Source organism: Actinoplanes sp. CA-015351 (assembly GCF_050955685.1).
In the GTDB taxonomy this organism is placed as follows: domain Bacteria; phylum Actinomycetota; class Actinomycetes; order Mycobacteriales; family Micromonosporaceae; genus Actinoplanes.
The window spans coordinates 1,954,265-1,977,279 of the sequence record NZ_CP192102.1; the positions used below are offsets into that span (position 1 = coordinate 1,954,265).

Genomic DNA, 23,015 nt, shown 5'->3' on the forward strand with positions numbered 1-23,015 from the left:
CCGCCGGCACCGGCGGAGCAAGGGGTTGCTGGTAGGAAAGACGCTGTGAAAACCCAGCCCATCCGCCGCGAGCGGGCCCGGCTGCCGGCCGCCGAGCGGCGCCGGCAGATCATCGAGGTCACGACCCGTCTGGTCGCCGAGCGCGGCTTCTGGGGGCTGTCGATGCAGGACGTCGCGGACGGCTGCGCGCTGACCGTTCCGGGCCTGCTGCACCACGTCGGCACCAAGGACAATCTGCTGATCGCGGTCCTGGAACACCGCGACGAGGTGGACACCCGCACGCTCGCCGAGGAGCTGGCCGTGCCGGTCGACCAGGTCTGGACCCCGGACGCCGGGATCACTCTGAGACAGGTCTGCCGAGCACTGGTCCGCCGCAACGCCGGCCAGCCGGAGATCGTCCGGCTGTTCGCCGTGCTGGAGGCCGAGTCGCTGGCGCCCGGCCACCCGGCGCATGGGTACTTCCAGGCTCGGCAGCGCAACACCCTGATGCTGCTGGCGAGCCTCGCGCCGGGCGGCGAGGTGGCCCGGTCCCGGCTGGCCGGCCAGGTGGTCGCCATGATGGACGGCCTCCAGATCCAGTGGCTGCGTGACCCGGCGTCGATCGACCTGGTCGACTCCTGGGAGTCGGCCGCGGAAAGTCTCTTCGCCGGTCGGTGAGACCCGAACCCGAGCAGGCCTCAGGCCTCTTTCGGCGCACCCAGCCATTCCCGCACCTCGGCGGACTCCTCGTCGGTCAGCGCGATGGAGGCCGCCTCGGCCCGGTTCAGCACGTTGTCGGCGAACGCGGTGGCGATCTCCTCGGCCACCGGTGGCGGCTGCCGGTAGAGCGGGGCCCCGCCGAACGCCGTACCCCGGGTGACGAAGGCGATCGAGGCGCGGCTCACGTCCACGCCGTTCTCGGCGAGCCGGTCGCGGGCCCACCGGGTCGCCTCGGTCAGGTTGAAGTGGTGGTCGGCCGCGTACTCGGCGAGGGCCTGGTAGACGTCCGGCCACATCTCCCGGGGCAGCCGGGGCAGGCTGAGCAGGGCGCTGAGACGGCCCACCGGCTCGGGCGCCGGACCGGAGCCGCCGGAGGACTCGGGCGGGTCGTGCCGGCTCTCGTCCCAGACGAAGTGGTTGGAGAACTTCGCGTGCGCCAGCCCGAGACTCTCCAGGCCGCGCACGAAGCCGCCGAAACCGAACCAGTTCGTCTCGTCCACGCTCGGGCCGAGCTGGCGGCGCAGATCGTGCGCGAGTGACGCCAGATTGAGCGGGGCGGTCGCCGCCTCGTACCGCCAGCGGACCAGGTCGCGGAACTGCTCGTAGGAGACCGGCGCCTCGGCGACCACCGCGGCCGGGCCCTCGGGCGGCTCCTCGTCGGTCTCGACCGGCTCACCCTGCACCAGTTCGAGCAGCTCCTGGCTGGTGATCAGGCGGTCGGCGACGGCCACGAACGCCTCCGCGGCGTCCGACGGCGAGACGATCGTGGTACGCCGATCGGAGCGCCGCAACCGCACCAGCAGCGGCGTCATGTCCGAGTCCCCCGAAGCGATCACGAACTCCTCGTAGACGACCGGGTCGGCCAGCGCGTCGACGGCGTCCACCACCATCCGGATGTCCGCCGCGTTCTTCGTGTGCGTCAGCCTCGGGCAGTCGATCACCTCGAAGCCGGCGTTCACGAAGAACGGCCGGAACTGGGAGTAGTAGAGGCGTGGCGGGCTGGCCGCCGGGTCCGGGTTCGGCACCCAGCCGCCCGGGTTCATGTAACAGCGGACCACGAGCCAGCGGCGCGGGCCGTCCACGGTCAGCGAGGCGGTCAGCCGGGCCAGCCATGCGGCCGGCTCCTTGGCGAACCGGATGGCCACGTCAGGGTCCTGTTTGATCAGGCCACTGAACACGTTGTCGAAGTCGAGATAGAGAGCCGCGCGTACCCGGGCCATGTCCGTGAACCTACCGTGCCTGGCCTGCTCGTGCCTCGGATCGCGCCGAGATGCGTGCCCCGAGCGTGACGCGACCGTGCCATCGCCGAAATCGCACACAGCGGGCGACCCAAGCCGGCGGAACCGTCGTTGACTGGGCGAGATCCAGGATCCGACTGGGCGAAACCCAGGACCCGACTGGGCGAAACCCAGGACCCGACTGGGCGAAACCCAGGACACGAACGGAGCGGCCGGTGCGACTCGGCGAGGTTCTCGACGTCATCGAGCGGCTGCTGACCGGATGCGGTCACCCCGAGATCGAGTCGATCCATCGGTACGGAACCGACCAGGCCGCCGGCGGCCCATCCCCGGCCGGCGTGCGGGTGCGGTGCGTCAGCGGCGCCGAGGCGTACCTCTGGGGTGCGATCTGGACCGGGGAGAACGCCCTGTCCACGCCGGCCGTGCTGCCGTGGCCGGCCCGGCCGGACCGGATCGCCGTGCTGGTCTGCCTGCTGCTCGACGCGGCCCGCCCGGCCGGGCTGAGCAGCTGGCAGCTGGTGGCACTGGACGGTCTCGGCCCGTCCGACGCGCGCGGCAAGGCACCCCGTGGCCTGCGGATCGTCGCGGCCGACGGCACATCGCTGCTGCTCCGGGCGACCGCGGCGGGTGCTCCGATGCCGGAGCCGGCCGATGACCCGTACCCCGGCTGGGCGATCCCGGAGACGCTCAGCGTGAGCTGAGCAGGGTCTTTGCTGTCAACAACGAAGATCAGCGGCCGGACATCGAGGCGCCGGATCCGTCGGTGGTGGCGAGGTATGTCGTGCCGGGCAGGCCGCCGCCGGCGCTGCGGGAGCCTTCGGCGGATGACGGGTCGGTGGATCGGAAGTCCGATTCTGACCAGCCGGAGTCCTGCCAGGAGTTGTTGTTCGCCTTGCCGCCCGACGACAGCGAGAACTCGCCCTGGTCGTTGCGGATCGCCACGTTGAGCCGCAGGATCGCCGGCGCCGTGGTCATCGCGAAGCCGAGGCCAGTGTTGCGGTACGCCGTGTTGTTGCCCAGTTCGATCGCCGCGGTGTTGCCCTCGTCGACGAACCCGTGACCGTTGTTGCCCCAGGCCGCGCTGTGCCGTACGCGGTGCGCGGCGGTGCTGGCCGGAGTGCCGCCGCCGAGCGCGAATCCGTTCGCGCCGTTGCCGAACGACCAGGTGTACTCGACCGTGACGGCCGAGTCGAAGGCGCCCAGGTTGACGCCGTCGCCGCCGTTGCGGAACGCCCGGTTGCCGCGCAACCGGTTGCCGTCGCCGTTGCCGAACTGGACCGCGAGGCCGGAGCCCCGGTTGTCGTAGAAGTCGCTGTCCAGGACCTGGTTCGCGGCCGTGCCGTCGTCGCGCAGCATCAGCCCGGAGCTACCGCTGCCGTGCACCGAGAGCCGCTGGAAGACGGTGTTCGTGCAGGCCAGGCAGGTGTACGCCTGATTGAGCGCCCCGGTGATCTCCAGGTCCCGGACCGTCCAGTACGACGACTCCTGGGTGATCGCCCATTTGTCGGCGGGAATGCCGGAGGCGTCGATCACCGCGCGTTCGCCGGCGTAACCGGTGAGCGTGACGCGCTTCGCCGCGGTGCCGCTCGTGGTGATCGAAATCGGGCTGGTCGGCCGGTAGGTGCCACCGCGTAGAGCGATCGTCTGACCCGGTTTCACGACCGCGACCGCCTTGGCGATCGACGCGTAGGGCCGGCCGGCGCTGCCGTCACCATCGTCCGAGCCGTTCGGCGCGACATAGATGTCGGCCGCGCTCTGCACGGGCGCGGCCGAGCTGGGACGGGAACTGGCGCTGGGTGACGAAGACGGCCGGGCCGACGCCGGGACCTGCGCGGACGGCGTGATCACCGGCAGCGGAGCCACAGCCGCCGGCGTCACCGGCTCGGCGGGCTGGTACAGCACCGCATAGGCAAATCCGCCACCCGCCGCCACGGTCACCGCCGTGGCCGCCACCAGCGCTTTGTTCTGCACCAGCGCGACCAGGCTCATCGCCACCGGCGGGGCGGCGGCCGGACCGCCGGCCTGCAACGCGGCGTGCACGGCTGCGGTGAGCGCAGCCGGCACCGGCAACAGCACGGCGCCGAGCAGCAGCCGTTCCGGCGCGACCATACCGGTCTGGTGGACATGGCATTTCGGGCAGTCGCGCACGTGCCGGGACAGGCGCTTGCGCCACAGCGAGTCGGCGGACCTGTCCCAGAACCGGATCGTGTCCGACAGCTCCGGGCACATCGGCCGGGCACGCAGCGCCCGCACGATGCCGCGCGCCAGGTCGAGCTGCGCCTTCATCCGCTGCACCCGGACCGCGGCGTGTTTCGGCTTCACCGCGAGCGCGGCGGCCAGCTCGGCCCGGCTCAGGTCTCCCCGGGCCTCCTGCCACCAGAGTCCGAGCAGCTCACGGTCGCTTTCTTCGAGCCAGCGGCCGGCTTCGGCGAGTTCCCGGCGCTGCTCGGCGACGACCAGCTCGGCGGTGGTCCGCTCGGCGAAGTCCCCGAGCGGGTCGGGCACGTCGACCGGTTCCGGGTGGCGGCGGGTCAGTGTCATCTTTCGCGACCGCAGGTACATCTGCACCCGCCGGTACGCGATCGCCACCAGCCACGAACGGAACCGGTCAGGGTCACGCAGCGAGCGCAGGCTGCGGATGGCCTGGAGCATGGTGTCCTGCACCAGGTCGTCGACGTCCGGGTGCCCGTTCAGAGCCCGGCCGATGATGTTGTAGATCAGCGGCAGGTGCGCGGTGATCAGCTGGTCGAGCGCGCCGACGCTGCCACCCTGCGCGGCACGGACAAGAGCGCTATCCGGTGCGGTCGCGATCTTACTCTCCGTCACCGCACGTCCTTCGCTGCTGGTCCTCGGCCGTTTCGCTGCTCACTCGCTGTAATATCGTGAGATCGAGCCGTATCGTGGCACAGCTTTTCCGGCGCTGTAAAGCGAGGCCGCCGCTTATATCCGGGAAGGGCCTGGTCGGCAGGCGTTTGTTGTCGTACCCCCGGCATAGGCTGCGGGTCGTGAGGGGCGAGCCGAGCATTCTGCACGTCGACCTCGACGCGATGTTCGCGGCGGTCGAGCAGCGCGACAAGGTGTCGCTGCGCGGCAAGCCCGTGGTTGTCGGCGGGGTCGCGGGCCGGGGTGTGGTGTCCACCGCGTCCTATGAGGCGAGGGTCTTCGGTGTGCGCTCGGCCATGCCGATGGCCCAGGCCCGGCGGCGCTTGCCGTCCGGGACGGCCTATCTCTCACCCCGCTTCGCGGCCTACAAGCGGACCAGTCAGGTGGTGATGGAGCTGCTCACCGGGCTGACGCCGCTCGTCGAGCAGGTGAGCATCGACGAGGCGTACCTCGACTTGGCCGCCGGAGGCCACGACCTCTCACCGCGCGGCGTCACCGAGCTCGCGCTGCGCCTCAAACGCGAGATCGCCGAGGCCACCGGCGGCGTGACCGGCTCGGTCGGCGTCGCCTCCTCCAAGCTCCTCGCCAAGATCGGCTCCGAGCTGCACAAACCCGACGGCCTGACGGTGGTCCCGGCAGGCGAGGAGCTCACGCTCCTGCACCCCCTGGCGGTGGGCGCGCTCGGCGGTGTCGGTCCCGCGACCGAGCAACGCCTGCACCGCTCCGGGGTACGCACGGTCGGCCAGCTCGCCGCGGTCCCGCTCGCCGACCTGGTCGACTGGTTCGGGGTGGCACACGGCAACGGCTTGTTCCGGCTGGCCCGCGCCGAGGACAACCGTGCCGTCGTCAGCGAGCGCGAGGCCAAGTCGGTGTCCGCCGAGGAGACGTTCGACGTCGACCTCACCGACCCGGTGCGCCTGCAGCGGGAGCTCGACCTGCTCTCCGCCCGGGTCGCCGGCCGCCTGCGCGACAGCGGGCTCAGCGGCCGGACCGTCAACATCAAGGTCCGGCATCCGGACTTCACGACGGTGACCCGGGCCCTGACCCGCGACCAGCCGACCGACGACGGCCGCCTGGTCGCGCAGCTGGCCCGGCGACTGCTGGCCGAGGTGAACACGACGGGCGGCGTCCGGCTGCTCGGTGTGGGCGTGTCGACGCTTGCCGACTTCGCGCAGGACGAGCTGTTCTCCCTGGACGAGTTGTTCTCCCAGGGCGAGTTGTTCTCCCAGGGCGAGTTGTTCTCCCCGGGCCGGCAGAGCGAGCGGTTCTCCCCGGAGCCGCAAACGCTGATCGAGCCGCCGTTGCCGGCGGCGGAGCCCGAGCCGGCGCCGGTCCCGGCCGCCAGCGAGGCCGGTTCGCGGGTGTGGCGGCCGGGACAGGACGTGCGGCACGAGGAGCATGGCGCCGGCTGGGTCTGGGGGAGTGGCCTGGGCCGGGTGACCGTCCGGTTCGAGGGTCCGCGCACCCTGCCCGGCCCGGTGCGCACGTTCGCCGTGGACGATCCGCTGCTGCACACCGCCGACCCACCGGACTGGACAGAGCCTGCCGCCTAAACACGCTGACCGGCTGTCAGCGCATTTCGTCGGTACGGTGTGGCACACACTGGACACTTACAGATCTTGGCGTCTTCCGGCCGCAGATTGTTACTCGCTGTCACAGCAACGCCGCCCGGTCGCCGTTGTGTGGAGCATCGCAGTGCCTCCAGGCACCACCGATTACCAAGATTCGCCGCGACGGCCATCAACCCAACACTCAGCGCGACCAAGCTAGGCCGGCGGCCCGCCGCTCAGCGCGACCAAAGACAGACCGCCGCCCCGCCGCTCAGCGCGACCAAAGACAGACCGCCGCACCACGCTAACCGCAGGCCGCCCGGCACTGCAGGCGGCGCCGCTGCGACTCACCTCCGACCAGACCGCGGCCCAAGCGACCAGCCATCACTGCGCGGGAGAGTCGCTGCAGCGTGTTGATTTCAGGGCGCGCGTCAATGGGCGGGGCCGACAGGGCGGTGCGCGGCGCGGTGGGGGGACGGTGGCCTTGGCGGGATGGCGGGCCGGGTTGTGCGGATGGTGCATGGCGCAGGGGGTTGATCCCTGCCGGTGAATGTGGCCGGGTTGGCAAGGCGCGCACCGCGGAGTACGAACAGTCCGGGAGGACATTTCGATGACCGCTGTTGCGCCTCGTCCTGTGCAGACCCGGCCGTGGCCGGTGCGGCGTCAGATCCGCGGCTCCTGGCTGGCCCGCACCATCCGCACCACCGACGCGAAGCAGATCGGGATCCTTTACCTGATCACCGCCTTCGCCTATTTCGTGGTGGGTGGCCTGATGGCGCTGATGATGCGCGCCGAGCTGGCCCGGCCAGGCATGCAGTTCCTCTCCCCGGAGCAGTACAACCAGCTCTTCACCATGCACGGCACGATCATGCTGCTGCTGTTCGCGACGCCGATCGTCTTCGCGTTCGCGAACTTCGTGGTCCCGATCCAGATCGGCGCGCCGGACGTGGCGTTCCCGAGGCTTAACGCGTTCGCGTACTGGCTGTACCTGTTCGGCGGGCTGATCGCGGTGGGCGGCTTCCTCACCCCGGGCGGCGCTGCCGACTTCGGCTGGACGGCGTACACACCGCTGAGCGGCGGTCAGCACTCGCCGGGTGTCGGCGGCAACATGTGGGTGGTCGGGCTGGCCATTTCCGGTCTCGGCACCATCCTCGGCGCGGTCAACATGATCACCACGATCATCTGTCTGCGCGCTCCCGGCATGACCATGTTCCGGATGCCGATCATGACGTGGAACATCCTGCTCACCAGCGTGCTGGTGGTGATGGTCTTCCCGTTCCTGGCGGCAACGCTCTTCGCTCTGGCCGCCGACCGGGTCCTCGGCGCGCAGGTCTTCAATGTGGAGACCGGCGGGCCGATGCTCTGGCAGCATCTGTTCTGGTTCTTCGGGCACCCCGAGGTCTACATCATCGCGCTGCCGTTCTTCGGCATCGTCACCGAGGTCATCCCGGTCTTCAGTCGCAAGCCGGTCTTCGGTTACAAGACGCTTGTCGCCGCCACCATCCTGATCACGACGTTGTCGATGAGCGTGTGGGCACACCACATGTTCGGCACCGGCCAGGTGTTGCTGCCGTTCTTCAGCCTGCTCAGCTACCTCATCGCGATCCCGACCGGGATGAAGTTCTTCGTCTGGATCGGCACCATGTGGCGCGGGCAGCTCAGCTTCGAGTCGCCGATGCTGTGGGCGATCGGGTTCATGGTCACGTTCCTGCTCGGCGGCCTGACCGGGGTGCTGCTCGCGTCGCCGCCGGTCGACTTCCATGTGCACGACAGCTACTTCGTGGTGGCCCACTTCCACTACGTGCTGTTCGGGACGATCGTGTTCGCGGTCTTCTCCGGCATCTACTTCTGGTTCCCGAAGATGTTCGGCCGAATGCTCGACGAGCGCCTCGCCAAGCTGCACTTCTGGCTGACCTTCATCGGCTTCCACATGACGTTCCTGGTGCAGCACTGGCTGGGCGCCGAAGGCATGCCACGGCGGTACGCGGACTACCTGGAGAGCGACGGCTTCACCTTCCTGAACATGCTCTCCACGATCGGCGCGTTCATCCTCGGAGTCGCAACGCTGCCGTTCATCTACAACGTGTGGAAGTCGTACAAAGCGGGCCCGGTGGTGACCGCGGACGACCCGTGGGGCCACGGCAACTCACTCGAGTGGGCTACTTCAAGCCCTCCGCCCTTGCGGAATTTCGATCGGATGCCGCGGATCCGTTCCGAGCGCCCGGCGTTCGACGCCAAGTTCCCGCAGCTAGCGGCCGGTGAACAGTCGGAGGCGGGACCGCCAGAGGGTGGCGCCCGCCCGCTGACCGAGGAATCCACGGGTGGGGCGAGCTATCCGGAGGACCGATCGGATCGTTGATTCCGACGGTGATGCGATGGTCTGTCCCTTTCGCCGCTATGCGCTCATGGTGAGTGGTCCCTGAGCCTGCCGTAGCTCACAAAGGGTGCATTGCGATGAGAGATCGGACATCTTCCCCACCCGGAGGGACGCACCACATGCCGATCGCTCGCCGCCACATCCCCCTGCCCCGCCGACGGAGTGCGGCCCAGTCCGCAGCAGCCGCCGTCGTGGTCGCACTCGCCGTTCCGGCGGTGCCCGCTGCGGCAGCGGCAGCGACGACGGACTGCACTGCCGGCCGGTTCACCGCCCGTTCGCAGGCCGACCTCGCCAAGATCACGGTCCTCGATCCGGGACCGCTGCACCGGGACCTGCCGTCGCTCGCCGACGTCCGGCTCGCTTCCTCCCGCGGTGAGGCGGACAGCAAGGGCAAGCCACACAAGACGGTCGCCTCCGCCCGGTACGCCGATGCGAAGCTGCTCGGCATCTCCGGCGGTCAGGCGTCCGCGATCTCCACGGCGCCGCGCAGCAAGGGGCCGGCCAGCGTCGACCTCGCCACGGCCGACATCGCCGGGCTCGCGACCGTCAGCGCCGGCACCGCCACGGCCGAGGCCACCTGGGAGGACGCGTACCGGTGCGGCAAGACCGGACCGCTCACCCGGTCGGCGACAATGCTCGCCGGGCTCTCGGTGCTCGGCGGCACGCACGGTGTTCCGGTGCTCAGCGTCATCGACCACCTGACCCACGCGTCGCGCAACACCAGCCTGCTCAAAATCGGTCCGAGCGGCTCCACCCAGAGCGCGACCGATCTCGTCCGGCTGAAGCACGGGCAGGTCGGCGTCCGCGCCGGCGCCGGTGTCGCCCTCGGTGACCTGAGCCTTTTCGCCGGCACCGAGCACGAGATCGGCATCAAGGTGGTCAACCAGCCGACGCTGGAGGTCGTCGCCGCGAGTGACCCGAAGAAGTCCACTGTCGACTACCGTCCGGCCGTGCTGGAGATCAGCTCCGGCGGCAAGTCGGTGAGCACCCTCGAAGATGCCGGCGCCGACGTCTCGCTGAGCCTCGCCGGGGAGGCCGACGCACTCGGCCTGGGAGGCGGAATCGGTCAGCACAAGACCTCCGCTCTCGAGGTCCGGCTCTCCCTCGGGCGGGCCACTTCGGACATCGGCAAGCGCACCGTCAGCGCCGAGGCCGCCTCGCTCCGCGTCGAGGTGAAGATCGGCAAGGCTCACGTGCTCGACCTCGCCCTCGGATTCCTCTCGGTCGCCGCGTGCGCTCCGGAAGCCGTGAAGCCGCCGCGCGATCGCGGCCACGACGGTTACACCCCGTCGCCGTCACCGTCGGCATCCTCACCCGCGGTCACCCGTCCGTCCTCGCCCGCTCCGTCCGCGCCGGCTTCCCGCTCGGCCTCGGCTTCGCCGTCGGCCTCGGTCAAGCCGGTCGCGCTGGGCGAGCCTCTTCCGAGCGGCGGGGGTACGGGCGGCGGCGCGCTCGCCCTGACCGGCGCCAACGTGGCTGTGCTCGGTATCGGGGGAATCGCGCTGGTGCTGTTCGGAGCGGTCGCGTTGCTCCTGGGCCGTCGCCGCCGGAGCGCCTCGGGGAGCTGATGCTCTGCTCCGGTGGCGCGTACCCCGGCCGGTCCGGCATCCAGCCCGGACCGGCCGGGGCCTCAGCCCTTACTGGCCGTTCCGTTCGTTACCTAGGATGGGATCGTGCTGCCGCAGAACATCCCGTCCCGGGACTCGATCCATCGGGCGGCGACCGAGCTTTTCGTCCGCGATGGTTACTCGGGCACTACGGTGCGTGGCATCGCCGCCGTCGCTGGGTGTGACCCTGCCCTGGTGATTCGCCACTTCGGATCCAAGGAAGGCCTCTTCCTCGCGACCATCTCGGTCTCCCAGGAGCTGCCGAGGATCCTGGCCGGGCCGATCGAGTCGATCGGGCGGGAGCTGGTCCGGTTCGTGCTCCGGGCCTCGGACACCCCGGCCGCCGGGGTCTACCGCGCGATGCTGACCGCGTCGGACCGCCCGGAGATCAAGGAGAAACTGCGGGCCTCGATGCACGACGTGTTCGTCGGTCCGCTCGCCGACCGGATCGGTGGTTCCTACCCCGAGCTGCGGGCCCGGCTTGTGGCGGCCCAGTTCGCCGGGCTGATCAACGCGTACTGGCTGGTCGCTGATCCGGTGCTGAGCTGCGCCGACCGGCCGGCGATCGTCGCGCTGTACGGAGACGCGATCCAGCGGCTGCTAGACAGTGCCGACCCCGTCGCCGGAGAAGCCTGAGCCCGGCCCGGTGCACCTTCGCCGGTTTGTCGCGCGATGAGGCCAGCTTGTCGCCCGATGAGGCCGGTTTGCCGCCCGATGAGATGGGCGTGCTCGGCGTGGCTGCCGGCCGCGGGTCGCGAAAATCGGCATCCTGTGCCGGCTCGTCCTGGGCCGGCTCGTCCTGGGCCGCCTCCTGGTGGCGGTGCTGGGCGAAGACCCAGCCGCGCAGCAGGACATATCGCAGGCCGCCGATCAGGCTCCCGGTGAGCGCCAGTATCAGCGCCTCTTCCAGGGAGTTCGGGTTCGGGCCGGCGATCCCGGCGAACCGCGGGGCGACAACGAGATTCGCCAGGTACACGGCGACCGACGTGAGGCCGGCCTCCCAGTGCAGCCGGCCGACCGCCGAGGTCTTCACGTTGAAGGTGACCCGCCGGTGCGCCTCGGTGTTCAACGGCGTGATCGCGAGAAGGGCGATCCAGCTCGCCCAGGTCGCCGGTACGGCAAAACGCACGGACACGTAGACGAGGGTCTGCAGAACCGTGCTGAGCGCGCCCACCAGCATGAACCAGAGCAGCTGGCGGGGCAGTGTGGCGAGCCGTGGCATGACTGAACGCTTTCGGACAGCGATGTTTACCGTCGTAGTGTCAACAACGTTGACGGCACCTGTCAACGTTGTTGACGGCGTGACGAGGCTTACGCGTACCCTCGACTCTTGATCATTTGAGTTTGATGTTTTGGCTGCTCAAGGGTGGTGTCCGCGGAGATGGTGTGCCTCGGGCGTAGCAACACTGCAACCTGTCTGTGATCGGACAGACGTGGGGCGGGCCGCGCGGGTACATAGCGAACGCCGGAGGGAGAGCGGATGAGCGCGAGCAGGTGGTACGGCACGGCCGGCGCCGCAATCGCCGAGTGGCAGGAGCAACTGATCAATCTCAGCCACAGCCTGCACGACGAGCCGGAGGTGGCCTTCGCTGAGCAGGCTTCGGCCGCCAAGCTGGCTGAGCTGATGCGGTCAGCCGGGTTCAAGGTCACCGAAGGCGCCGGTGATCTGCCGACCGCGCTCACCGCCGTGCACGGCGAGGGCGAGCTGACGATCGGGGTGTGCGCGGAGTACGACGCGCTGCCCGAAATCGGTCACGGCTGCGGCCACAACATCATCTGCGCGATCGCGGCGGGCGCGGCGATCGGGCTCCGGGCGGCGGCCGATCGGTACGGGTTCCGGGTCAAACTGATCGGTACGCCGGCCGAGGAGAGTGGTGGCGGCAAGCAGCTGCTGCTGGACCGTGGTGTGTTCGACGACGTCACGGTGGCGATGATGGCGCACCCCGGGTCGATCGACGCGGCAGGCGCTCGGGACAGCAGCCAGGCGTGCAGCCGGTTCGGCGTGACCTATCGCGGACATCCGGCCCATGCGGCGGGTGCGCCGTGGGACGGGGTGAACGCGGCGGACGCGGCCGTGGTGGCACAGGTGGCGATCGGTCTGCTGCGCCAGCAGGTGCCGCCGTCGAGCCGCGTCGCCGGATTTATCCGTCACGGCGGGTCGGTCACCAACATCATTCCGGAGCTGGCGGTGCTGGATTACGAGGTGCGCGCTCCCGACGCCGACAAGCTGGACGTGCTGCGGCAGCGGGTACATGACTGCTTCCGGGCCGGGGCGCTGGCGACCGGGGCCGAGGTGTCGTTCCAGCAGGCCGGGCCGGACTACCTTGAGCTGCGCAACGACCCGTGGCTGATCGGGTCCTACGGCGCGCACCTGCCCGATTTCGGCCGGACGGCAGTGGCGCTCCCGCCCGGCTTCAACAGCGCCTCGACGGACATGGGCAATATCAGTCACGTGATTCCGTCGATGCACCCGATGATCGGGCTGCGGGGTGCCACCGCGACAGCACACACGCGCGAGTTCGCGGTGTCCGCCCGCTCCGCCGCGGCCGACGAGGCCGCGATCGACGGCGCGAATCTGCTGGCCAGAGTGGGTATCGACCTGGCCAGGGACGCGGGGAGACGGGCGGGGTACGTGGCACTGAGAGCCAGCCACCGATCCGCACCCGATTGATCACACTGGAGCACTCGGCTCGGGCGGCCGATCGCCCGATGAGCCTGGTAATCCGTCGTGGCAAGTCGCCCGGTGGTCATGAACCCCCGGGGAGCCACATATGTCCAGTCGTCAGTTCGTCACCTTCGAGGTTGCCGGTCAGTTCTTCGGCGTGGACGTGGACGCCGTGCAGGAAGTGCTGTCGTACAGCGAGTACACGCCGGTGCCGCTGGCGCCGAACGCGGTCGGAGGGCTGTTCAACCTGCGCGGCCAGGTGATCGCCGCGGTGGACCTGCGTGTGCAGTTCGGGTTGCCGCGCCGGGACATGTCCGGTCTGGTGATGAACGTGATCGTGCGGTACGGCGACGAGCCGGTGAGCCTGCTGGTGGACCGCATCGGACAGGTCGCCGACCTGGACGCGGAGTTGTTCGAGGAGCCGCCGGCGACGCTGACCGGGCCGTCCCGGGCGCTGGTCACCGGCGCGTACAAGACCGAAGGCCGGCTGCTGCTGGTGCTGGACGTCGCCGAGTGCGTGAACACCGGCCGCGTCTCGGCCTAAGGATCGGGTCCGGTCAGGAAGTCGCGGAAGGTCCGGGCCGGGGTCCGGTCAGGAAGTCGTGGAAGGTCCGGGCCGGGGTCCAGTCCCGCGCTCGGGCTCGGGACGTGTCCAGGACCACCGGAACGGTCAGCTGTTCCAACGCGTACCGGGAAAGGGCCGGTGCGCGGCGGGTGCGGCGCGCGATCATGGCTGAGGCCCTCGCGGCCGCGCGGGCCAGGGTGATCGGCAGGTGCTGGACCGGTACGCCGCAGGCCGCGCTGACGATCTCGTCGCGCCGGTAAACGGGTGCGTCCGCGACGTTGTAGGCGCCGGGTGTCCAGTTTCGGGCAGCCAGGCACGCGTCGGCGAGGTTCTCCACGGCCGTCAGACTGAGCGGGATGTCCGGTCCGGGTAGCAGGACGCGGCCGCCGCGGACGGCTCGGCGCAGGCGGGGCAGCAGGTGCGGGTCGCCGGGGCCGTAAACCGCGCGCGGCCGCAGGATCACGGCGCCGGCCGCTGCGGCGAGACGTTCACCGGCGGCCTTGGTGCGACCATAAGCGGTCATGCCGCCGAGCGGGTGATCCTCGTGGATGGGCCCCGGCGTGGTCGGGGTGGCGTAGACGCTGGCGCTGCTCACCCAGATCAGCGTGCGGGTTCCGGTGGCTTGGAGCAGGCGGGCGGTGCCCGCCACGTTCACAGCGTGGAACGTTGCCTCGGCTGCGCGGCCTGGCGGTGGGTCACCGACGGCTGCGGCGAGATGCAGCACGAGATCGGTTCCGGTCAGATCGGGTGCGGTACGCGTGGCGTCCCAGTAACGGTGCTCGCCGGTCGGCCCCGGTCGCCGGCCCAGGCAGACCACCGTGGCGCCGGCGTCGGCGGCGGCAATCGCCACCGCGCTGCCGCAGAAGCCGCTCGCGCCGGTGACCGCGATCCGCAGTCCCCGAAGTGAGCCGGTCATCGAAGTGAGCCGGTCATCGAGTGGGAGCCGGTCATCGAGTGGGAGCCAGGATCAGCGAGGACCAGCCGGGCAGGGCGCTGTGCCGGTCCGCTTTGGCAGTGACCACTTTCGGTCGGTGAGGAGCCAGCGCCGCCAACGTGTCGGCCATCTGGGCACGGGCCAGGCGGGCGCCGGGGCAGGCGTGCGGGCCGACGCCGAAAACCAGTTGAGCCACGGCCGGCGGCGCCGGATCGGCCGGGTTCGGGTCGGTGCGGTGGGCGTCGACGGCGTGCCTGGACACCAGGACGAGGCGGTCGCCGGCTCGGATCGGGCAGCCGGCGACGGTGCCTGGCTCGGCGGCTACCCGGGGCAGGAGCGGCGTCGGGCTGGTGGCTCGCAGCAGCTCGGTGACCAGGGATTCCAGGGCGGTTTCCGGGTAGCGCCAGAGGTCCGCGTCGGCACACCAGGCCGCGGCGCGGGGGAGAGCGGCGACGGTCGTGTTGATCGCGGCCACCGCGAGCATGGCCGCCATCCCGCCGCCTCCGCTGATCAGGTTGTTGAGGTGGGTGGCCGCGGCCTCGGCTGCCCGGCGGGCGCCCGGGCGGGGGATGCCCGGCAGATGGTCCCGGGCTCCGGCCGCTGCGGCGGCTCGGGCGGCCGCTGCCAGTTCGCGGCCGTCGACGGTGAGACCCAGCATGGCGGCGGTGGTTGTTCCGGCAATGTCGGCGGCGATGTCCACCAGATCGATCGGGTGGCCTGCCGCCAGTGGGGCGAGGCGTTCGTCCAGCAGACCGGTCCAGATCGGACGGAGGCGCGCCACGCCCTCGGCGCTCAGCGAATCGGCCAGGTCGCGGCGGGTGGCGCGGTGGTCGTCGCCCTCCTGGTCGAAAAGCAGGCCGCCGCCGGTCAGCCGGCCCGCCGCGCCGCCGGTGGTGCCCTCGGCGGTCCGGTCCAGCGGTACCCGGAGCAGCCCGTCGAGGAAAGCGGCCCGGGAGTTCGCGATCACCGTGCTGCCGATCCGAGTCGCCGGGCGGCGACGGACGGCGGCGAGCAGCGCGAACAGAACGGGATGGCTGCTGAGATAGACCCGCCGGTCACGACGGCGGGCCCGGCGGATGGCGGACGAACGGGTCATCGGATGTGCACCGCGGCCGCTGCCGGCGGGCGCCAGCGCCGGTCCCAGTGCCAGAGCAGGGTTCGTTTCGGGCCCCACGCTCGCAGCCGGCGCAGGCTGGACTCGACCACCAGATCCTCGGCGCGGACTATCCGATCGGTGTGGCGTCTCGCCCGGTTGAGCAGGGTGACGTCCTCGGCGCCCGACTCCAGCGGTTCGCGTTCGGTGCCGCCGCAGCTCAGGTACAGCCAGGCGGTCATCGCCAGGTTGTGGCCGTGCACCAGGACGTACGGCGTGCGGAACGCGGGATCACGGTGAGCCCGCCGATATCGGCCGTAGACCGCGGCCAGCCGTACCGCGCCGGGGAAGACGACACGCTCCATCCAGGACGGCTGCTCGTCACGGCGGGGGACACTGCGGCCGCAGACCATGTCGGCGCCGCTTTCCAGGTACGCACGAGCGGTCGCCACCCAGTCCACGGCCGGCCGGCAGTCGGCGTCGGTGCGGGCCAGCATGGTGGCGCCGGTGGCGATCGCGTGCCGGAAACCGGTGTCGGCAGCGGTTCCGGCGCCCGGGGACGGCTCGGTGACGAGCTCCACCGGGAACCGGGACGTTGCGGCGAAGCGGCTCACCACCAGGGCGGTGTCGTCGGTGGACGCGTTGTCGACGACCACGAGGCGGAACCCGGTGTCGGACTGGGCAGCGAGCGCCGCCAGGGTGTCGCCGATCGACCCGGCCTCGTTGAACGCGGGCACGATCACCGCGAGACTCGGTGTGCTCATTCCCGTACCCCAAGAAGGCCGGCGGCGAGTCTCGCCGCCGCGACCCGGTCGGGTTTCTGGGAACGGCCGGAGAGCGGGATCTTGGTGAGGATGATGTGGTCGGGCCTGGCGGCGCCCATCCGGTCGAGGGGCTCGCGCAACGCCGCGCGGACGGCGGGCTGATCGGCGCGCAGACCGGTTTCGATCAGGGCGACAAGGGTTTCGTCGCCGTCGCCGGCCGGGACGCCGACCAGGACGGCGAGGGAGACGCCCGGTACGTGCAGGGATGGTTCGTAGAGGCCGGGATAGATGTTCTCGGCGCGGCGCAGGATCATGTCCTTGCGGCGGCCGGCGAGGACGACGCGGCGGTCGTCGAGGCGTGCCAGGTCGCCGGTCGCGACCCATTCGTGCGGCTCGGCGCCCAGGTATCGTTCGCAGACGCCGGCGCCCGCGAGATGCAGCTCCCCGGCGTCGTCGAGGCGGGCGCGCACGCCCGGCAACAGGTCGCCGACCAGGTCACCGGTCTCGACTCCGGTCTCGTCTCCGCTCTCCGTGAACGCCGTTTTCGCGGTCGCCTCGACGGCCGCGGCCGGGAACACCTCGGTCAATGCGTAGACGCACCAGGCCTGATCCGCCCCGGCTTCGCGTACCCGGCTCAGCAGCCGCGCGGTCACCGGCGCCGAGCCACTGTAGACGCGACCGGTGAAGCGCACGCCGGCGTCCAGCGCGGCCCGCAGCCGCGGCGGCGTCAGGTAGATCGCCTGCGGGCGCAGGCGGGTGATCTGCCGGGACAGTGAACGGCGGGCCGGCAGGGCGGCCGGCGCACCGGCGGCGAGCGTCGGCAGCATCACGAAGAACGTGCCGCCGATGACCGGCACACCGGGGCGGGGCTGAACCAGGTCGGTCACCGCTTGCAGACTGTTGGACAGGCCGGAGCGCGTGTGCACAACGGCCCGCGGGCTGCTGGTGGTGCCCGAGGTGAAGATGACGACCGCGTCGCCGTCACCGTCGAACGTCTTCGCCGTCCCGGTCACCAACTCCAGCGACGGCGCTGACCCGGGCAGACGCCGACCCACGGTCACGGTGGGCGCCAGCGAGGCGAGATCTGGCAGGGCGAGGCCGGCGCGGCGGGCGAGGGGTGCGGCCCAGCTCGCGACCGCTTGCGCGGCCGCGTCCGCGACGATCAATCTCGGTCGCGCCAGCGCGAGCCGGGCGGTGAGCACGTCAGGCCCGGCGTTCGGGTCCAGCACGGCGACCCGCAGACCGATTTTGTACGCGCTGAGCAACGTCGCCAAAGCCCGTGGCCCGGGACGCACCGCGACGCCGAGGGTGTCACCGGCGCGCAGGCCGTGTGCGTGCAGCGCGGCCGCGTACCGATCGCGCAGCTCGGCGAGATCGCCACGGGTGAGCGTACGACGGCCGGTGATCAGCGCGGGGGTGTCGTCGCCGGGCCGCAGGCCGGCGTTCAGCGCGTCGAGAGTCATCGCGGATCCGGGGTGAGCGGGCCGCTGCCGCGGTCGAGGTACCACTTCGCGGTCGCCAGAACGCCGTACGCCTTGATCCGCCGCGTCGAGTTCTCCACGACCATCGTTCTGCTGTGGACGATCGACGCGGTGGTCCGGCGTACCCGGTTCAGGAAGAGGCGGTCGGTGGGTGACGGGCGCCGGGGCATGCCGCCGCACGCCTCGTAGAGACGCGCCGTGATCGCCATGTTGTTGCCGGCGTGCATCCGGTACGGCGCCAGGTATTCGCCGCCGTGGTGTGCCGGGCGCAGCCGGCCGAAGAGCGCGGCCAGCGTGACCAGCCCGGCGAAGAATGCCCGGCCGGCGGGTCCGTGCTCGTCGCGGCGGGCGGTGATCCGGCCGCAGACCATCTCGGCGCCGCCGTCCAGCGCCGCACGCGCCGCGGCCACCCAGCCGGGTCGCGGGATGCAGTCCGCGTCGGTACGCACGATCAGCTCGGCCCCCGCCGCGATGGCATGCCGGAACCCGGTGTCGACCGCACACCCGACACCCTTTTCCGGCTCGGTGAGCACATGGGTCTCGAAGGGCGCGCACCCCATGAAGGCGCACACCGCCTCGGCCGTCGTGTCGGTGGATCCGTTGTCCACGACCAGCAGGGTGAACGCCGTGTCGGTCTGCGCCGCCAGGGCGTACAGGGTGGCGGTGATCCGGGCCGCCTCGTTGTACGCCGGAACGACCACCCAGAGCCGCGTGCTCACGACCGCTCCCAGACCATCGTCATCAGGCTGACGCCGCCACCGAGCCCGACCAGCAGCACCCGGTCACCGGGCTTGAGATCGGGGTGGACCCGGGCCAGCTGCACCCCGATGGTCGCGCTGGCCATGTTGCCGAGTCCGGTCACGGTGATCTCCAGCCTGTCCCGTGGCACGCCGGTGACCTCGACGAACCGGTCGAGGTACGGCAGCGTCACCTGATGCACGAGAATCTTGGCGTAATCGGTGTGCTCGAAACCGGTGCGGCTGCGTACCCGGTCGAGGATGCCGGCGCCGACCTTCTCGAAGACGCCGCGCAGCCGGTGGCCGTCGCCGGCGAAATAGGTGTGCTCGTCGCCGCGCGGATGCCGGGAGCCGCCGCCCGGGATGCCGCCGGCCGTCCAGTGCTCGGAGTACGTCTCGGAGTCGATGTCCAGGATGCCGCCACGCTCGACCGGCTCCAGCACGACTGCGGCGCCGGCATCGCCGAACGTGTAGCCGGCGAACGACCGCCGCGCCTCGGCCAGGTCAGCGGTGAGGCGCATCGCCCGCGACGGCGTCTCGCCGGTGACGACCAGGGCACGCCGGGCCCGGCCGGCCAGGATCATCGAGCGGGCCAGGTCGATGCCGTTCACGAAGCTGTTGCAGGCGTTGGTGACGTCGAGCGCGTGCGCCCGGCTGCCGAGCGAGGCCTGCAGGATGTGCGCGGTGGCCGGTTCCACCATGTCGCGGCTGGCCGAGGCGAACAGCAGCAGGTCGATGTCGAGCGGGTCGAGGTCGGCGCTGTGCAGGGCGGTTCGGGCGGCGTGCAGGCCCAGGGTCGACGCGTACTCGTCGGCGGCCGCGATCCGGCGCCGCTCGATGCCGGTGAGCCGGGCGAACAGGCCGCGCGGAAGCCGTGCCGAGACCTGTCGCTGCAGGTCGGCCGTGGTTACTTCGTGCTCCGGGAGGTATGAGCCCACCCCGGTTATGCCGACCCGCATCTGGTGCGCCAACCCCCGTCAGTTCTTTCAGGGGGTTATTGTGCGGGCCGCTGAGGAACATCGTCTATTCGGAACTCAGAACTTGTGAGGTTTGTCCGATAAGACGCCGCGGTATTTGCCGGCTCCTCAGGAGCGTGCGTCGCCTCACGCTGCGAACGTGGAGAGGACCACGGTGAGCTGAGGCAGCGCGGCATGCCACGCGTCGCGCGCGGTGCGCCATTCGATCAGGTACGCCTCGGCGCCGCTGGCCACCACCCGGCGCAGCCCGCGCATCGCGACCGAGTCGGGGTTCAGGAACGTGTACTCCCAGACCGCTCCGGTCTTGCCGGGCAGCGCTTCGATCCTCAACCGCCGGTACGCCGGGACCTGAATATCCTGTTCCTGAGCGAGCAGACCGGCCACCACATCGCCGGCCGGGCCGGCCCAGCGGCTGATCCGCAGCATCGTGCCGCCGCTCGGGTCGGCGAACGAGACCTCGCCGTCAGCGAGCGGGTCCGGCCGCCAGCCGTCCGGCACCGCGACCCGGAAGCCGCTCGGATCCGCCCACCAGCCGAACTCCTCGGGCAGCACCGAGGCGACCGCTGCGGCTGAGGAGACGGGCTGGCGAGCGCCGCCGTTTCCGCCGCGGGTGTTCGCGGCGACGGCGGCCAGCAGCGCCAGCAGGGTGATCACGGCGGCGGCGGCGGAGAGGCGGCGGCGCAACCAGGGCCGCCCGGCCTCCTCAACCTCGTCAACCGACCGCCCGAGCGGCATCGCCACCTGCGGTGTGGCCGGTTGTGTCTCGTGCGGTGCCGCGGGCTGCACGTCCTGCGATGCGGCCGGTTGTGTCTGGTGCGGTGTGGCGGGCTGTGGCTCGTGTGGTGTGGCGGGCTGTGGCTCCTGGTGCGGTGCGGCTTGGGCGACGCGTTCGGCGGCGGTGGCTTCGTGGGCGGGCTCCGGCAGGGCGGGGCGTGACCAGGTCGGTTTCCACCAGTTGCGGTCGAATTTCGAGCGTCGCACGCCGGCGACCTTGCGGAGTTTCGCCTCGACCTCGTGGACCCCGAGGCGGGTGGCCGGGTCGCGGCGGAGCAGGCCGGCCAGGAGCGGGGTGAGCGGACCGGCCTGCCGGGTCGGGTCGGGCTCGGTGTCGGCGAGGGCGCGCAGCACCCCGGTCGTACTGGAGCGCAGATAGGGTGGCCGGCCCTCCACCGCGTGATACAGCGTCGCGCCGAGCGACCACAGGTCCGACGCGACCGTGGAGGTGTGCTCGAAGAGGCGTTCCGGCGCGATGTACTTCGGTGAGCCGAGCACCACGCCGGCCTCGGTCAGCGCCTGGATGCCGGCCGACGTGACGGCAGGACCGAAATCGGTCAGCACGACACGACCGTCGTCGCCGATCAGCACGTTGCCCGGCTTGACGTCGAGATGCAGCACGCCGGCGTCGTTCGCGGCGGCGAGCGCGGCCAGCACGGCCAGGCCGATCTCGGCGACCCGGACGGGCGGCAGCGAACCCTCGGTCTCGACGATCTCCTGGAGCGAGCGGGATGGCACGTACTCCATGACGATCCATGGGCCGGCGTTGTCCTGGCAGACCTCAAGGGTGTGGATGAGGTTCGGGTGGCGTACCCGGGCAGCGGCCCTGGCCTCGTGAAACGCCCATTGGCGGACGACGTCGCGCTGCTCGGGGGAGAGCCCGTCGGGGACCGTGCACTGCTTGATGGCGACGTGACGCGCGACACCGGCACGATCGTCGGATGCGAGCCAGACGCGGCTCATCCCACCGTTGGCCAAGGGCCGGAGGATGCGATAGCGCCCGGCGACGACCTCTCCCAGCGGAACCATGCCGTCACCTCGGTTGTGGACGCTCACAAAAGCACTATCGACGCTACTGGACGGACGCGATCGTGCGACTGTCGGATTTCTGGTGATCCGAGACGATAGCGATCACTCGACCGGAGTGGACGGAAGGTGTGAACTCCCAGGGCTCGGTGACCCTAGGCAACCTCACGGTTATTCACTGTAATCAAACTCGGGCAACCCGAGAAGTGGCTGCGAGGGAAGATCATGCACGCACCTGGGCGGAGCCGGCATCAGCCGCCCGTCCTGATCTTTCGCGCTGCCCTGCTCACCGACGACTCCGCCGCTCGCGCGCTACACGGGTTGTTGACAGAAAATTCAACACTGTCCGCCCAATATGTGAGACGTCCGACCGGGCCCAGTCCGTCCGACCGCAGAAGTAGTTCCCAGGCGTGACCAAGCCACCACTGCCCGCTCCGGCTACTGCCGCCCGCTTCCACCACTGCCCGCTCCGACCACTGCCGCCCGCTTCCACCACTGCCCGCTCCGACCACTGCCGTTCCCGCCAGCGGCCGCTCCGACCACTGCCTGCTCCCGCTACTCCGATCGGCGAGCGCCCAGCCGGCACCCACCGTCCGCCGCGGCTCACGTCATCGGCCGGGACAGCGGCCCACGAAAGGGGCTGGCAACGGTGACGAGGCACCACGCAGTACTTCCGTGAGCTCCCATCACGCCCCTGGCGTAGATGAAGCCGCACGGAGCCGTTGCGTGCGCCCTCGGCTACGTGTCCACGCCGCTGCGTGCGCCCTGGTCCACGCGACCACTCCGTTGCGTGCGCCCTGGTCCAGGCTGATCACCTGAGATCCAGCAAACCGGCGCCGCGATAGGCGGCCAGCAGGGGGCCGGCGCATGCCGGAGGCTCGCGCAGAGACGCGAGCACACGCAACGCCCGCCCGCTCGCGCACCCGCCCGCTCGCGCACCCGCCCGCTCGCGCACCCGCCCGCTCGCGCACCCGCCCGCTCGCGCACCCGCCCGCTCGCGCACCCGCCCGCTCGCCCGCCCCGCTCGCCCACCCGCCCGCTCGCTCGCTCGCCAGGAGATGACAAAAGCACCAATTCTGCAAAAGTGAACGAAACGGCGGTGAGCGCGCGCGGAAGGCCTGCGTCGAGCTGGGAACGCACGCAAGACGCTCGTGCGTGCGCTCATTGCCCCGCTGATCATCTGGCGGCGATTTCCGTCGGCCGGACAGGAAGGGCGGGGATTGGGCGCCGGGTGTCCGGCGCGGCGACCGTTGGTGCTGCCCGGGCGCGGCCGGCTTGTGCTTGTGGTCGGCGGATGGTGGCTGGAGGCGACCGTTAGCGCTGGCTGGGTTGAGCTCGGCTGGCGCTTACGGCTGTCCGCTGTCATCTGTGGCGACCGTGTTGTGCAGCTCGAGGTGCGAGGTGCGAGGTGCGAGGTGCGGGGTGCGAGGTGCGGGGTGCGGGGTGCGGGGTGCGGGAACACGCAGGGGAGGGGAGGGGAGGGGAGGGGAGGGGAGGGGAGGTGTGGGGTGGGAGTGCGGGAGTGCAGGGGGAGGGGTGGGAGTGGGAGTGCGGGTGGCTGGCTCTCGCTGCTGTCCTGGCTGGGGGAGACGGCGGCGAGAGCCAGCTCGATCTTGTGGCGGTGGCGGTGGCGGGGTGGGTGGGT

General features: G+C 70.9%; 17 protein-coding genes and 1 pseudogene. 8 read left to right on the plus strand and 10 right to left on the minus strand.

The genetic code is table 11. The annotated features are described in order from the left end of the window. Positions 1–45 precede the first annotated feature (45 nt). Entirely contained in the window at positions 46–657 is a 612-nt protein-coding gene (locus ACQP2E_RS08940; protein ID WP_433829717.1) for a TetR/AcrR family transcriptional regulator, read from the plus strand. A gap of 20 nt (positions 658–677) precedes the next feature. Here the strand turns inward: ACQP2E_RS08940 and ACQP2E_RS08945 are convergent, their stop codons facing one another. Beyond that, positions 678–1,919 (minus strand): NYN domain-containing protein, encoded by a 1,242-nt coding sequence (locus ACQP2E_RS08945; protein ID WP_433829718.1) that lies wholly within the window; start codon positions 1,917–1,919, stop codon positions 678–680. A 233-nt stretch (positions 1,920–2,152) separates the two neighbouring features. Between ACQP2E_RS08945 and ACQP2E_RS08950 the strand changes: the two genes are divergently transcribed. Beyond that, positions 2,153–2,638 carry a hypothetical protein gene (locus ACQP2E_RS08950; protein WP_433829721.1) on the plus strand — a complete coding sequence of 162 codons (486 nt, stop codon included), beginning with the start codon at positions 2,153–2,155 and terminating at the stop codon, positions 2,636–2,638. Positions 2,639–2,666: 28 nt separating this feature from the next. Here the strand turns inward: ACQP2E_RS08950 and ACQP2E_RS08955 are convergent, their stop codons facing one another. After that, positions 2,667–4,763: a sigma-70 family RNA polymerase sigma factor gene (locus ACQP2E_RS08955; protein WP_433829724.1), complete on the minus strand. Its 2,097-nt coding sequence runs from the start codon at positions 4,761–4,763 to the stop codon at positions 2,667–2,669. Between the two features lie 179 nt (positions 4,764–4,942). On the opposite strand from ACQP2E_RS08955, the gene ACQP2E_RS08960 reads away from it, so the two are divergent. From ACQP2E_RS08960 to ACQP2E_RS08975, 4 genes are all read left to right on the plus strand, one after another. Beyond that, positions 4,943–6,373, plus strand: coding sequence for a DNA polymerase IV (locus ACQP2E_RS08960; RefSeq protein ID WP_433829726.1), 1,431 nt, complete (start codon positions 4,943–4,945; stop codon positions 6,371–6,373). A 607-nt stretch (positions 6,374–6,980) separates the two neighbouring features. After that, positions 6,981–8,729, plus strand: a complete 1,749-nt coding sequence (ctaD, locus tag ACQP2E_RS08965; protein WP_433829728.1) for an aa3-type cytochrome oxidase subunit I — start codon at positions 6,981–6,983, stop codon at positions 8,727–8,729. Between the two features lie 137 nt (positions 8,730–8,866). Next, positions 8,867–10,315 carry a hypothetical protein gene (locus ACQP2E_RS08970; RefSeq protein WP_433829730.1) on the plus strand — a complete coding sequence of 483 codons (1,449 nt, stop codon included), beginning with the start codon at positions 8,867–8,869 and terminating at the stop codon, positions 10,313–10,315. Between the two features lie 105 nt (positions 10,316–10,420). Continuing rightward, complete coding sequence (locus tag ACQP2E_RS08975; RefSeq protein WP_433829732.1) at positions 10,421–10,990, plus strand: TetR family transcriptional regulator; 570 nt, start codon at positions 10,421–10,423, stop codon at positions 10,988–10,990. 253 nt (positions 10,991–11,243) lie between these two features. On the opposite strand, the pseudogene ACQP2E_RS08980 reads toward ACQP2E_RS08975, so the two are convergent. Beyond that, a pseudogene (locus ACQP2E_RS08980) lies at positions 11,244–11,576 on the minus strand (GtrA family protein); the annotation flags it as partial. Positions 11,577–11,834: 258 nt separating this feature from the next. On the opposite strand from ACQP2E_RS08980, the gene ACQP2E_RS08985 reads away from it, so the two are divergent. Both ACQP2E_RS08985 and ACQP2E_RS08990 read left to right on the plus strand, forming a co-directional pair. Then, complete coding sequence (locus ACQP2E_RS08985) at positions 11,835–13,025, plus strand: amidohydrolase (protein WP_433829734.1); 1,191 nt, start codon at positions 11,835–11,837, stop codon at positions 13,023–13,025. 100 nt (positions 13,026–13,125) lie between these two features. Beyond that, on the plus strand, positions 13,126–13,563 hold the full coding sequence (locus ACQP2E_RS08990) for a chemotaxis protein CheW (RefSeq protein WP_433829736.1): 438 nt from the start codon (positions 13,126–13,128) through the stop codon (positions 13,561–13,563). Positions 13,564–13,576: 13 nt separating this feature from the next. Here the strand turns inward: ACQP2E_RS08990 and ACQP2E_RS08995 are convergent, their stop codons facing one another. From ACQP2E_RS08995 to ACQP2E_RS09025, 7 genes are all read right to left on the minus strand, one after another. Continuing rightward, the gene (locus ACQP2E_RS08995) at positions 13,577–14,500 is read right to left on the minus strand and encodes an NAD-dependent epimerase/dehydratase family protein (RefSeq protein WP_433829738.1); all 924 of its coding nucleotides are present in this window, start codon (positions 14,498–14,500) and stop codon (positions 13,577–13,579) included. 31 nt (positions 14,501–14,531) lie between these two features. Next, positions 14,532–15,614 (minus strand): cytochrome P450, encoded by a 1,083-nt coding sequence (locus ACQP2E_RS09000; protein ID WP_433829740.1) that lies wholly within the window; start codon positions 15,612–15,614, stop codon positions 14,532–14,534. Further along, the gene (locus tag ACQP2E_RS09005; protein ID WP_433829742.1) at positions 15,611–16,375 is read right to left on the minus strand and encodes a glycosyltransferase family 2 protein; all 765 of its coding nucleotides are present in this window, start codon (positions 16,373–16,375) and stop codon (positions 15,611–15,613) included. The genes ACQP2E_RS09000 and ACQP2E_RS09005 overlap by 4 nt, the downstream gene beginning before the upstream one ends. After that, positions 16,372–17,838 (minus strand): class I adenylate-forming enzyme family protein, encoded by a 1,467-nt coding sequence (locus ACQP2E_RS09010; RefSeq protein ID WP_433829744.1) that lies wholly within the window; start codon positions 17,836–17,838, stop codon positions 16,372–16,374. The genes ACQP2E_RS09005 and ACQP2E_RS09010 overlap by 4 nt, the downstream gene beginning before the upstream one ends. Further along, complete coding sequence (locus ACQP2E_RS09015; protein ID WP_433829746.1) at positions 17,835–18,575, minus strand: glycosyltransferase family 2 protein; 741 nt, start codon at positions 18,573–18,575, stop codon at positions 17,835–17,837. Before ACQP2E_RS09015 ends, ACQP2E_RS09010 begins: the two co-directional genes overlap by 4 nt. Next, on the minus strand, positions 18,572–19,552 hold the full coding sequence (locus ACQP2E_RS09020; RefSeq protein WP_433829748.1) for a 3-oxoacyl-ACP synthase III family protein: 981 nt from the start codon (positions 19,550–19,552) through the stop codon (positions 18,572–18,574). The genes ACQP2E_RS09015 and ACQP2E_RS09020 overlap by 4 nt, the downstream gene beginning before the upstream one ends. Before the next feature lie 144 nt (positions 19,553–19,696). Next, positions 19,697–21,373, minus strand: coding sequence for a protein kinase domain-containing protein (locus ACQP2E_RS09025; protein ID WP_433829750.1), 1,677 nt, complete (start codon positions 21,371–21,373; stop codon positions 19,697–19,699). Between the last annotated feature and the right edge of the window lie 1,642 nt (positions 21,374–23,015).